Below are 12,088 nucleotides of genomic sequence, written 5' to 3'. Positions count from 1 at the left end.
ACTCAAATTACTGCGCCGTTTCGGGCTTTTCATACCACTTTGGGTAAAACTCCCTAACTACTTCACCATCGGCTCGTAAAGCATGACAACCATCTATATGAAAAGGCCTTGTTTGTTGTTTTTGGCCAGAATTAAAACGGTTTAATCGTGCTGCTACACCTTGGATGGCGGCAGTAGGTAAAACGTTGGTTAGCTCTGTCATGTGCGTACAGCCGTGTTTCCCGGCTAAGCGTGCACGCACCTCGTGTCTAAACCCACGAATTAAGTTCAGTCCTATCAGCTTCTGATAACTTTGAACAATCGTGTCGCACACGGCATAGGGTGCTGCATCATACTGTACACCTGCATCAACGATGGTGTAGTCGCTATTAATAGTTATGCGTAGCAACATATGGTGTACAGGTTGACCAGCGGGATGTTCACCACCATTGGACAAGGGGAAAGAGTAGGATTTGGTATCAACCAGTTCAGCGTCTAAATCCCATAAACCATCAGCACGCTCGAACACCTCTACGACAACAGAACGTTTGTGTAAAGGAGTACGTGCAACCGTGATTTCGGGTAAAACCATACAAATACCTACTGGAAAGCGAACAACAAAACACATTAAGTATAGCGCACCTCTTACGCTATACAGCTATTTTCTCTATGAAAAATAAAAATAGCGCTGAATCGGAATAAACCACAAAGACTTCAATGGGTGATTTTATTGATGCTAATAAAAAAATAGCTAAACCCAAAGCTAACACTAACCAAAAAACCAAGGTTATGCCTAGGTGCTAACTCAATGACTTTTTACACACATCTACAAAACGCATAAAACCCCTCTTTGCAAAATGTACACGTAGCGGTCACCCTAGCAAAGCCGTGGCAGCAGCATAGACTGCAGAGCATAAAAGTGGGTAGGTACGTAGAATGAGGATAGCGATTTTATATTAACGTGTTTTGACAACACGCTAGAGCAATGGTTTTGGTCTTTTAGATGGTATCTTTGAGGCGATCGAGAATTTTTCGTAGTAAGTCAGGACTAAAGCCCCGACTAGCCATAAAGCGATGCTGTTTTGCATAGCTTTTTTGATCAGTGGGTGCCCTGCCAAACTTGCGCTCCCAGACTTCTAAGGCTCGGTCGAACTCGGAGTCTTGAAGTTGCTCTCGGGCCAAATCAATGTGCTCGGTATCGACGCCCTGTTGACGTAGTTCTTGGAGTAAACGTCGCGTACCGAATTTATGAGCACGACGGTTAATGAGGCTTTGCGTGAAGCGTTCATCACATAACCAGTTTTGCGCTTGAAGTTCGTCTAATAACTGGTTAATAGCATCTAGGTCGTCAGAATGACGCTGTAATTTACGCTGGAGCTCAAGTCTAGAGTGTTCGCGTCTGGATAAGAAGTCAATAGCACGTGCTTTTAAAGAAACCCCCTTCCGTTTGGAAGAGGGTTCTTTAGTCGAATCTAACTGTTCGAAATCTTCAAAGCCGAGCTGCTCAAAACCGCCCTCGTCATCAAAGTTTTGCATAACGGTTATTTTTTGTCCTCTGCAGCCTCAGGGGTTGCTTTTTTTTCGGCAGAAGCTGGGGTGTCTTTGATTTCCTCGAGCACGGTAATACCATGGTGTGCCCGCACTTTATTTTCGATTTCACGTGCTAAGACAGGATTTTCACGTAGGTATTCGCGTGCATTGTCTTTGCCCTGACCAATACGTGTGCTTTCATAGCTGTACCATGCGCCGGCTTTGTCTACGATGCCAGCCTGTACACCAAGATCAATGATTTCACCTTCGCGCGAAATACCGCCCCCATACATAATATCGAATTCGGCCTGCTTGAAAGGGGGTGCCACTTTATTTTTTACTACTTTAACGCGGGTCTCGTTACCTACGACTTCGTCACCACGCTTGATAGAACCGATACGGCGAATATCAAGACGTACTGAGGAGTAAAATTTTAAAGCGTTACCACCAGTAGTGGTTTCAGGACTGCCGAACATCACGCCAATTTTCATGCGAATTTGGTTAATAAAAATAACCATACAGTTCGCACGTTTAATGGTAGCAGTCAGTTTACGCAGGGCTTGGCTCATGAGACGGGCCTGAAGACCAGGTAAGGAGTCGCCCATATCGCCTTCAATTTCGGCTTTAGGTGTTAGGGCAGCAACCGAGTCAACCACGATTAAATCTACGGAGCCAGAACGAACCAGCGCGTCTGTGATTTCAAGAGCCTGTTCCCCTGTATCGGGTTGAGAAATCAATAGATCATTTAAGTTTACGCCTAGTTTAGAAGCGTATTGAACGTCTAAAGCGTGTTCGGCATCCACAAAGGCACATGTACCGCCGATTTTTTGCATTTCAGCAATGACTTCGAGGGTGAGTGTAGTTTTGCCGGAAGATTCTGGACCGTAGATTTCTATCACACGGCCACGAGGCAACCCGCCTACACCTAGAGCAATATCTAAACCTAAAGAACCGGTGGAACAAACCTGAATGTCGTGTTCGACCTGGTTGTCTCCGTAACGCATTACGGAGCCTTTACCAAACTGCTTTTCAATTTGAGACAGTGCGGCAGCTAAGGCTTTTTCACGCTCTGCAGCTACAGCTTTGTTGCGCTTATCGTCCATGTATATGTCCTATGTAGTAATGGGTAACCCATCATTATCAATATAAAACTATTATACTGTATAAATATACAGATAACCAGTAAAATACATGCGTCCATGTAAACTGTTGTTTAGCTGATATGTTAGCTTAGCCTATGATCTTGCGTCTAACTGTAATGTTTAGTGCTAATGGCTCAAATTAACCTACAGCACGTTTTATACTTGTGGCATAGAATAGAATGCTTCTTTTCACTAATGACTAAATTCTCATGTGGTTTAAAAACTTACGACTTTTCCGCCTTCACCCTGAATGGACAACAGACTCTATTGACGAGCTAGTTGCTAACAAAGCCTTTACCCCAGGCTCCAGCCAAGACCCCGTTAGCATTGGCTGGGCTCCTGCCCATGACCAAGCCGATTTAGTCCATCGCGTTCAAGGTCAGCTCCTATTAACCGCTAAGTCTGAAAAAAAACTGTTACCCAGCACGGTTATTAATCAAATTGCTAGGGCTCGCGCCAAAGACAAAGAAGAAGAGCAAGGCTACAAAGTAGGCCGCAAGCAAATGAAAGAGCTCAAAGAAGACCTAATCACCGAGCTCTTGCCCCGTGCATTTAGTATAGAACGTCTCGTATCGGTATGGATCGACCCTGAAAACCGGTGGTTAGCCATTGATGCCGCCGCTGCAGCCACTGCCGACGAAGTCATGGGGCTTATTGCTAAAACCTTCGAGCTTTTCCCTGCTTTGCCGGTTTATACCGAGCAGTCCCCTGCCGCTGCTATGACCAGTTGGTTAGCCGATTTCAGCCTGCCGTATCCATTTACTATTGACCAAGACGCCGAGCTTAAAGGCAGTGGGGAAAGCCGCTCCGTAGTGCGTTATGCGCGTCACAATCTAGACAGCGACGAGGTGCGCAACCACATTACCGAAGGCAAACAATGCACCCGTTTAGCCTTAACTTGGGCTGATAAAATCTCTTTTGTTTTAACCGAAGGGTTTGAGTTAAAACGCATTACACCCACCGATTTATTAACCGAGCAAAACGAGGCTGATAGTCATGACGAGGCACATGTATTTGATGCCGATTTCTTATTAATGAGTTCAGAGCTCAATGGGTTGATTCACGAGCTCCTAGAGGCGCTAGGCGGCGAAAAGAAAAGCCCCGTTTAACGCCTATAGCACAGCAGGCCGTCCACATCTTTTATTACGACTTGGCGGCCAGCTACCTCGATAAATTCCTTTTTAATTAAATCATTCAAAATACGCGAAAAATGCTCAGGCGTTAAGTTTAAGGCGGCAGCAATATGGGCCTTGGAGCGGTCAAGCTCAATGCGCTGCTGGTTTTTTAATGCTATGCGATCTAATAAATAATGAATAACCCGTTGTGTTCCTGAAACCGATTGCATGGTCATGACATCGCCAAACAAATAACACAAATTTTGGCTCAGGCTCGACACCAAACGCATCATTAGCCAAGGGTGTTTAGCTAATTGGGCATAAAAATGCTGCTTAGTGATTCGTATAGCAATAGTTGGCTCTAAAGCAATCGCATCAACGCGATAAGTGTCGCCCATTAATACACACGCATCCCCTACTGCTCCTCCGGTGGTTCTATAATGCAATGGCCTCACTTGAGCAGTATCGGTTTGCCATTGCATCTGCACTGCACCGGTCTCCACAATATAAAATGCCACGCAACCTTGATCGCGTTGGAACAAATACTCCTGCTCAGCAAACTCTATCCGATCACACTGTTCGTAAAACAGACCCAACTCTACATCGCTCCACCCTTCGAACAAGGGATGTTTTTGTAAATAACTAGGCGCAGCAGAATAGGTGCTTTTGGTTTGGGCCATGATGGTCTCTATATTAGTTTTGAATAGGTAGCGGTGGTGGCCTGGCGCAAGTATTGATCAAACTCCATGCTAATAGCTCGTACAAATAAACGCCCCTTCGCCGTTATTTGCATATGTTCAGCATCGAAATCAAGTAACCCTGCGTCTACATAAGGCCGTAGCGCCAAGAGCTCGTTAGCAAGGTGTTGCTTTAGATTCAGGCCATAGCGCTGTTGGTAATCATAAAAATCAATAGGCATGCTGCACATCAAGGTCATTATGAGCTCTTCACGCAACACATCCTCACTACTCATAACATGGCCTCGAAATGTAGCCAACTGACCCGCGTTAATTTGCGCACGGTATGCATTTAATGAGCGTTGGTTTTGGACGTGAGTGTGGCCTACTTTTCCAATAGCAGAAACACCTAAACCAATCAGATCACTATGAGCTCGTGTGGTATAGCCCTGAAAATTTCTATGTAAGCTTTTATCCAAACGCGCCACATTTAACTCATCACTGGGCAAAGCAAAATGATCTAAACCAATGTATTCATAGCCTTCGTCTAACAACCGTTGGGCCGCCATTAAAAAAATCTGTAGACGCTCTTCGGCTGAAGGCAAATCGCTTTCATTAATTAAACGCTGTGCTTTGAAACGTTGTGGTAAATGCGCATAGTTGTATAGCGCAATGCGATCGGGGCGCAATGCCACCAGCGCTGCAATGGTTTTTGCAAAGCTCTCTAGATTTTGTTTAGGCAAACCATAAATCAAGTCAGTATTAATTGACTGAAACCCTGCCGTTCGGCTCGCTTCCATCGCGCGCGCCACCATTTCCAAAGGCTGAACTCTATTCACAGCGGCCTGCACAGCTGGGTCAAAATCTTGTACCCCAAAACTGGTACGGTTAAAACCAAGCTCGGCCAGTTGATCTAAGCTGTTTTCAGCCACAGTACGCGGATCTATCTCTATGCCCAGCTCTGCATCTGCCGTAAAGTCAAAATGTGACCGTATCCCCTGCAGGAGCTGCTTTAGTTCACTGTGCTGCAAAAACGTAGGTGTACCGCCCCCTAAATGTAACTGCCCTGTGGTGCGTTTTTGCCCCAAGTGTGGTGCTAATAACTGCAGCTCTTTTAATACGGTTTGTACATAGGTCGCTGAACGCGAGGTGTCTTGGGTAATAATTTTATTACAGGCACAAAAATAGCACAGAGACTGGCAATACGGTAAATGCACATACACCGAGTAATCCGGTAAGCTGACATTTTGCTGACGCTTAGCTAAAGCCGTTATATAATGTTCGCTACTAAAATTATCGACAAAGCGATCAGCGGTGGGATACGAGGTGTAACGCGGCCCCGACCGATCGAAGCGTCTGATCAGACTTTCTGAAATGTGGACCGTGTCGATAGGTTCCTCTATATCGTGCATTTTTACTCCCTAAACGCGTGCGTATGCTGTATTGTTGTCAAATAGTATGGCGTTTTTATGAGAAAAACTAATTGATATAGGTCAAGTACTTCTTTCTCCCCTTAACGGTGCTTTGTATTTCTTCTGCGAAAAATAGCAACAAATGTCGTATTATTAAGGGCTAAATAAACCACTTTGCTGCAGAGAGCCTGATGTATTTGCTCATAATTTTAGTCTTGCCTTTTATAGGCAGCCTACTTTCCTCATTGCTTCCCGCCTCTCAACGCACACTCCATGCATTACTTGCAGGCGTGGTTGCGGCAAGCTGTGCGCTGTTCACTCTTTTGTGCACACCGGCTATTTTCAATGGGGATGTACTGTTTTACAGCACGCACTGGATACCCACCCATGGCATAGACTTCACTTTACGCATGGATGGGTTTGCTTGGCTATTTAGTTTAATAGTAAGCGTAATGGGTGCGTTGATAGCTCTTTACGCCCATTACTACCTTTCCCCCAAAGACCCTGCACGCCGCTTTTTTGCTTTTTTACAGGCCTTTATGGGGTCCATGCTTGGTGTTGTGATTTCCGGCAACCTAATTCAACTCGTGGTTTTTTGGGAATTAACCAGCCTGTCTTCTTTTATGTTGATTGCTTACTGGTACCACAGGCGTGACGCGCGGCGTGGGGCTCGTATGTCTTTAGTTATCACAGGCGGAGGCGGTTTGTGCTTGCTGGCGGGTGTATTGATGCTGGGGCATGTAGCAGGCAGCTATGATTTACATACGGTTCTTCAGGCACGTGAGCAAATTCAATCTCATCATTGGTATCCCATTTTACTGACCTTATTGCTGCTTGGCGCTTTTACTAAAAGCGCTCAATTTCCATTTCACTTGTGGTTGCCGCGTGCCATGGCAGCCCCAACCCCCGTTTCAGCATATTTGCACTCCGCCACCATGGTTAAAATGGGCGTGTTTTTACTTGCACGCTTTTGGATTGTCATGGCGGGCACCGAGGCCTGGCTATGGGTAGTGGGCAGTGCAGGCTTAATTTCGCTCAGTCTAGGTGCCTACCTAGCCACCTTTCAACGGGATATGAAAGGTGTATTGGCTTATTCAACCATCAGCCATTTAGGCTTAATCACCGTGCTGCTTGGTTTAAGCACACCTATGGCCCTAGTAGCCGCTATTTTTCATATCATTAATCACGCCACGTTTAAGGCCTCATTGTTTATGGCTGCAGGCATTGTGGATCATGAATCAGGCACACGCAATTTAAACCGACTCTCTGGCTTACGCCATTTCATGCCTGTGACGGCCACGTTGGCAACTGTGGCCGCTGCGTCTATGGCGGGCGTACCGTTATTAAACGGCTTCTTATCTAAAGAAATGTTCTTTACCGAGGCCGTATTTAGTGCAAATGGCAGCTGGTTTAACCGTATTTTGCCTTTCGTAGCCGTTGCAGCTAGTGTGTTTAGCGTGGCGTACTCGTACCGTTTTATTAGCCAAGTATTTTTTGGGCCACCCGCTCATAATCTACCTCGAACCCCTCATGAGCCACCTCGCTTAATGCTAATCCCTAGCGCGATCTTGGTGTTTATTTGTTTAATTGTGGGCGTGTTTCCAACTTATACCGTAGGGCCTATTTTGCATGTGGCCGTGCATTCTATTCTTGGCGCAGCCACCCCACAGTACAACTTACACATTTGGCACGGTTTTACTATTCCCCTTTTAATGAGCGTCATTGCCACCTTGGGTGGGTTGGTTCTGATTGGCATATTAAATCGTTACCGTAAAGGCCGCTCCGATCGCGCTCCATTGCTCTATACCATTAATGCAGGCAGTATTTTTGAATGGCTTATGGGTTGGATTGAGGCCGGAGCAGATTTTGTTATTCGTCATACTTATTCCGATCGCCTCCAACGGCAGGTGCTGCTTATTTTAGTAGCTACCTTTGTAGTGGCAGCCTTGCCTTTGCATAAAAACGGCTGGTTTACCTTGGGTCATCTTAGTCCCGTAGACCCTCTTTTTGCCATTATGTGGTTTGCCGGTGCTGCTTGCGCACTAAGCGCAGCCTATTATGCAAAGTTTCATCGTCCTGCTGCCCTACTACTATCTGGTGGCGCTGGGTTAGTTACTAGCCTTAGCTATGCGTGGCTCTCTGCTCCAGATTTAGCCCTCACCCAGCTTGCCGTAGAGGTGGTAACAGTAGTGCTAATTTTATTGGGTTTACGCTGGTTGCCAAAACGTATTCCTATACCCGATGGTCTGGGTCTAACACGATCACAAGCGCGTTTTAGACGCATCCGCGACCTAAGCGTAGCGGTTTTAGGTGGTGCTGGGATTGCTGCCCTAAGCTTTGCTATTTTGACGCGCCCAACCACCGACGGCATTTCCTCTTTCTTGGTTGAAAAAGCCCTACCCCTGGGTGGCGGTGCTAACGTTGTCAACGTTATTTTAGTCGACTTCCGCGGCTTTGATACGTTTGGTGAAATTACCGTTCTAGGTGTGGTGGCGCTCAGTGTTTTTGCTTTGTTACGTCGTTTTAGACCTCCAGTGGAAACCGTAGCCGAACCTTTAGCACGCCGTCAAAATCAACACAGTATGCTAAGCACCACTTTCGACGAGCCAGACCCCCATGCTCTATTACCCGATGGCATTATGCGCATCCCAGCCGTGCTTGTGCGTCTGCTCATGCCCATTGCGGCTCTTATTTCGGTGTACTTTTTATTGCGTGGTCATAACTTACCAGGGGGCGGCTTTGTTGCGGGCTTAATCATGGCCACAGCGATTATTTTGCAGTATATGGTAAGCGGCATCGTATGGATTGAGTCCAGACCTCTTATCCAGCCACAAACATGGATTGCTGGCGGTATGCTTACTGCCGGCTTTGCTGCCATGATGGTATGGTGGTATTCCAAGCCTTTTTTAGCAGCACAAAATTGGGATATTGATTTACCTTGGCTAGGCACTATTCATACTTCTAGCGCCCTATTGTTTGACATAGGCGTGTTTATGTTGGTGGTGGGTTCAACCGTGCTCATTCTGGTTGCTTTGGCTCACCAGTCATTGCGTTTTTATCGTATGCTCCCAGCCATTCAAAGTGTTTTACAAAATAAAAAGGATACCTAGTGGAAGTCATTCTCTCCTTGGCCATTGGTGTGCTTGCCGGATCTGGAATTTGGTTAGTACTGCGTCCTCGAACTTTTCAGTTCATTATGGGCTTGTCTTTGTTGTCCTACGCGGTGAACCTTTTTATTTTTGCCATGGGACGTATTCGTGTGGGCGCTCCTCCAGTTATTTCTAATGAACTTGGAGCGGATCCCAGTTTATATGCAGACCCTCTGCCGCAGGCCTTAGTACTAACGGCTATTGTTATTGGTTTTGCTACAACGGCTTTATTTTTGGTTGTATTACTCGCAAACCGCGGCTTTACCGGTACAGACCATGTTGATGGACGCGAGGAACAACCCTAATGTGGCAGCAGCATTTACCCATTTTCCCTATTGCTATTCCCCTCTTAACCGCAGCGCTCATGCTGCTGCTTAGGGATAAAAACCGACAAATTAAAATTGCACTAGGCGGCCTTTCTTTAGCACTTCAATTTTTAGTCGCACTTACCCTTTTGGGTATGGCGGATGGCTCAATTGACACAAACTGGCTGCATGGGGTCGGCGTTTACTTATTAGGCGACTGGCCTGCGCCTTTTGGTATTGTCGTTGTGGTTGACCGCTTAGCCGCTTTGATGCTTGTTATTACATGTATTTTAGCTAGCACTACGTGGTGGTATGCCACTGCCCGCTGGGATCGTGCTGGGGTTCATTTTCATCCCTTATTTCAGCTCTTAATCATGGGCTTGAATGGTGCATTTCTAACTGGCGACCTTTTTAATCTTTTTGTATTTTTCGAGGTCTTTTTAGCTGCTTCGTATGGCTTGATGTTACATGGCTCAGGCCGCGATCGTGTCCGGGCGGGTTTGCATTATATTGCTGTGAATTTATTGGCCTCCTTCCTGCTTCTAATTGCCATAGCCTTAATCTATGGTGTTACAGGCACACTCAACATGGCCGACCTAGCAGCTAAGGTAGGGCTTTTATCTGGGGGCGACAGACGTCTTTTTGAAGCAGCAGCAGCCATATTAGGCATTGCTTTTTTAATTAAAGCCGCCGCTTGGCCCTTGAACTATTGGCTAATTGACACCTATGCGAATGCCAGCCCTCCGGTAGCAGCTATGTTTGCCATCATGACCAAGGTCGGAGTTTATTCATTGTTGCGTATCGGCTCGCTGTTGGTACCCACCGGCGCTCCAGCTGCCTTTGGGGGCGAATGGATGTTTCCAGTGGGTATAGCAACGTTAGCTTTTGGCTCATTTGGTTTACTTGCTACGCATCAACCCGAACGCATGGCCAGCTATTGCATTGTTATTTCCTCTGGCACGCTATTGGCCGCCTTAGGCATGCCTGGAGTCACGTTAACAGGGCCTGCTTTGTATTATCTACTCAGCTCGGTGCCTGCTACAGCCGCATTTTTTATGCTGCTTGAAATGGTAGGGCGTGCGCAAACCTTTGGCTCCGATCTACTCGCTGTCAGCCAAGAAGCCTTTGAGCTTACCGACCCAGAGAGCGAAGACAGCTCAGACGATGTCATTGGGATTGCTATTCCCGCGGCAATGGTGTTTTTAGGTATGTCGTTTATTGCCTGCGCCTTATTAATTATTGGTTTGCCTCCTCTATCAGGCTTTGTAGCAAAACTATCATTATTATCTGCCGCACTGAAAGCATCCGGTGCCACGGGGAACGCCTGGATCTTAACCACTACGGTTCTAGTCTCTGGCTTTATTGGTTTAATGGCTTTCTCACGCACGGGGATTCGTTTGTTTTGGAGCTTTAGCGATATTAAAGTGCCCCGCTTACGCCTAAATGAAGCGCTGCCCGTAGCCAGCTTAATCGGCGTTTGTGTGGTACTAACAATGCGCGCAGGGCCTATTATTCAATACTTAGAACAAACCGCCGCGTACCTCGATACACCAAGTAGCTACATTTCTGCTGTCTTGGCTCGTGATTCTATACGTCCTGTGCATGAGGGTAGCGTCAATGATTAAAAAATACGCGCAGTTTATATTTTTGCCTGCCCTACTTGCTTTTCTTTGGTTATTATTAAATGGTTTTTCAAAGGGAAATCTTGTATTGGCTGTGGGCCTAGGCATCGCTTTAAGCCTAGCCGCCTTACCCTTTAGACCCATCCGTGCCACGATGCACCACCCATTTATTGCTATACGTTTATGTTGGCATGTAGCAGTGGATATTGTTAAATCTAATTACGATGTGGGTTATATCGTTTTATTTAGAGAAAAAGCGCAGCCAGCTCCGGGTTTTTTAAACATCCCTATTCGCCTTAAAGACCCGCACGGATTAGCCGCCTTAGCCTGCATTATTACCTACACTCCGGGTACTGTTTGGGCTGGTTTCAACTATGAAACACAAGTATTAACATTGCATATACTTGACCTTAAAGATGAGCAACACTGGTTAGATACCATCCAAAAAAGGTATCAGGAACCCTTAATAGAGATTTTTGAATGAGTGCACTAATACACTGGGCCAGCCTCTTTGCTTTGACCTGTTACACCATCGGCATGGTTGTTGCTGTATACCGCTTAATGACTGGCCCTACAGCTGCTGATCGGGTCCTAGCTTTAGACACCATATATAGCAATGGGCTGATGGCTCTTCTGGCCTTGGGCTTACGTTTTAACTCCACCTTGTATTTTGACATTGGATTACTCATTGCCCTCTTTGGTTTTGTGGGCTCGGCAGCAATGGCTAAATTTTTATTACGTGGCGAGGTCATCGAACCATGAATGAGTTTCCGCTTTGGCTTACTGTTTTAATTAGTGTCTTAATTGTATTAAGCGGCATTATTACATTGGTGGGCACACTGGGCTTAGTTCGCTTACGTCACTTTTACTCTCGTATGCATGCACCCACTTTGGGTAATACCTTGGGCGTATTTTGTCTTTTGGTGGCCTGTGCATTAGTAGCTAGTTTTGGCGCAAAAAAACTTTTAGTCTATCCGTTGGTTATTACTGTGCTTTTAGTAATCACTTCGCCTGTAACCGCTATTTTATTAATGCGTGCAGCCATCAAACGGGAAACCAAGCAGCGTTTGGCTGAGTATGCGCCTGACGAGCTCGGTCTGATGGATGTGCCCATGAAAACAGAAATTAAGCCGCCCTCTAAGTAATCAGCAGCACTC

At 46.2% G+C, this 12,088-nt stretch carries 12 protein-coding genes; 7 read left to right on the top strand and 5 right to left on the bottom strand.

Annotated elements, in window-relative coordinates; translation table 11 throughout:
* Positions 1 to 7 precede the first annotated feature (7 nt).
* The 3 genes from ACBP46_RS05220 to recA all read right to left on the bottom strand — a co-directional run bounded on the left by ACBP46_RS05220 (position 8) and on the right by recA (position 2,612).
* Positions 8 to 571: a DUF2889 domain-containing protein gene (locus tag ACBP46_RS05220; RefSeq protein WP_371015684.1), complete on the bottom strand. Its 564-nt coding sequence runs from the start codon at positions 569 to 571 to the stop codon at positions 8 to 10.
* A 407-nt stretch (positions 572 to 978) separates the two neighbouring features.
* Positions 979 to 1,515, bottom strand: a complete 537-nt coding sequence (gene recX / locus ACBP46_RS05215) for a recombination regulator RecX (RefSeq protein WP_371015683.1) — start codon at positions 1,513 to 1,515, stop codon at positions 979 to 981.
* A gap of 5 nt (positions 1,516 to 1,520) precedes the next feature.
* The gene (recA, locus tag ACBP46_RS05210) at positions 1,521 to 2,612 is read right to left on the bottom strand and encodes a recombinase RecA (protein WP_371015682.1); all 1,092 of its coding nucleotides are present in this window, start codon (positions 2,610 to 2,612) and stop codon (positions 1,521 to 1,523) included.
* A gap of 248 nt (positions 2,613 to 2,860) precedes the next feature.
* Between recA and ACBP46_RS05205 the strand changes: the two genes are divergently transcribed.
* Positions 2,861 to 3,760, top strand: coding sequence for a recombination-associated protein RdgC (locus ACBP46_RS05205; protein ID WP_371015681.1), 900 nt, complete (start codon positions 2,861 to 2,863; stop codon positions 3,758 to 3,760).
* On the opposite strand, the gene ACBP46_RS05200 is transcribed toward ACBP46_RS05205, so the two are convergent.
* Positions 3,757 to 4,446 (bottom strand): Crp/Fnr family transcriptional regulator, encoded by a 690-nt coding sequence (locus ACBP46_RS05200; protein ID WP_371015680.1) that lies wholly within the window; start codon positions 4,444 to 4,446, stop codon positions 3,757 to 3,759. The genes ACBP46_RS05205 and ACBP46_RS05200 overlap by 4 nt on opposite strands.
* An 8-nt stretch (positions 4,447 to 4,454) precedes the next feature.
* Positions 4,455 to 5,855, bottom strand: a complete 1,401-nt coding sequence (hemN, locus tag ACBP46_RS05195) for an oxygen-independent coproporphyrinogen III oxidase (protein ID WP_371015679.1) — start codon at positions 5,853 to 5,855, stop codon at positions 4,455 to 4,457.
* Positions 5,856 to 6,046: 191 nt separating this feature from the next.
* Between hemN and ACBP46_RS05190 the strand changes: the two genes are divergently transcribed.
* From ACBP46_RS05190 to mnhG, 6 genes are read left to right on the top strand one after another with little or no spacing between them, the layout of a single operon-like run.
* Positions 6,047 to 8,965 (top strand): monovalent cation/H+ antiporter subunit A, encoded by a 2,919-nt coding sequence (locus ACBP46_RS05190; protein ID WP_371015678.1) that lies wholly within the window; start codon positions 6,047 to 6,049, stop codon positions 8,963 to 8,965.
* The gene (locus ACBP46_RS05185; RefSeq protein ID WP_371015677.1) at positions 8,965 to 9,309 is read left to right on the top strand and encodes a Na+/H+ antiporter subunit C; all 345 of its coding nucleotides are present in this window, start codon (positions 8,965 to 8,967) and stop codon (positions 9,307 to 9,309) included. Before ACBP46_RS05190 ends, ACBP46_RS05185 begins: the two co-directional genes overlap by 1 nt.
* Positions 9,309 to 10,934, top strand: coding sequence for a monovalent cation/H+ antiporter subunit D (locus tag ACBP46_RS05180; protein WP_371015676.1), 1,626 nt, complete (start codon positions 9,309 to 9,311; stop codon positions 10,932 to 10,934). Before ACBP46_RS05185 ends, ACBP46_RS05180 begins: the two co-directional genes overlap by 1 nt.
* Positions 10,927 to 11,415, top strand: coding sequence for a Na+/H+ antiporter subunit E (locus ACBP46_RS05175; protein ID WP_371015675.1), 489 nt, complete (start codon positions 10,927 to 10,929; stop codon positions 11,413 to 11,415). Before ACBP46_RS05180 ends, ACBP46_RS05175 begins: the two co-directional genes overlap by 8 nt.
* A complete protein-coding gene (locus tag ACBP46_RS05170) occupies positions 11,412 to 11,693 on the top strand; it encodes a K+/H+ antiporter subunit F (RefSeq protein ID WP_371015674.1) in 282 nt (93 codons plus the stop codon). The genes ACBP46_RS05175 and ACBP46_RS05170 overlap by 4 nt, the downstream gene beginning before the upstream one ends.
* On the top strand, positions 11,690 to 12,076 hold the full coding sequence (gene mnhG / locus ACBP46_RS05165) for a monovalent cation/H(+) antiporter subunit G (RefSeq protein ID WP_371015673.1): 387 nt from the start codon (positions 11,690 to 11,692) through the stop codon (positions 12,074 to 12,076). Before ACBP46_RS05170 ends, mnhG begins: the two co-directional genes overlap by 4 nt.
* The last annotated feature ends 12 nt before the right edge of the window (positions 12,077 to 12,088 follow it).

It is taken from the genome of Paenalcaligenes hominis (assembly GCF_041359055.1).
GTDB classification, from domain to species: Bacteria; Pseudomonadota; Gammaproteobacteria; order Burkholderiales; family Burkholderiaceae_B; genus Paenalcaligenes; species Paenalcaligenes hominis_A.
Note: the sequence above shows the minus strand (reverse complement) of the source record. Positions and strands in the feature narration are given on the sequence as shown.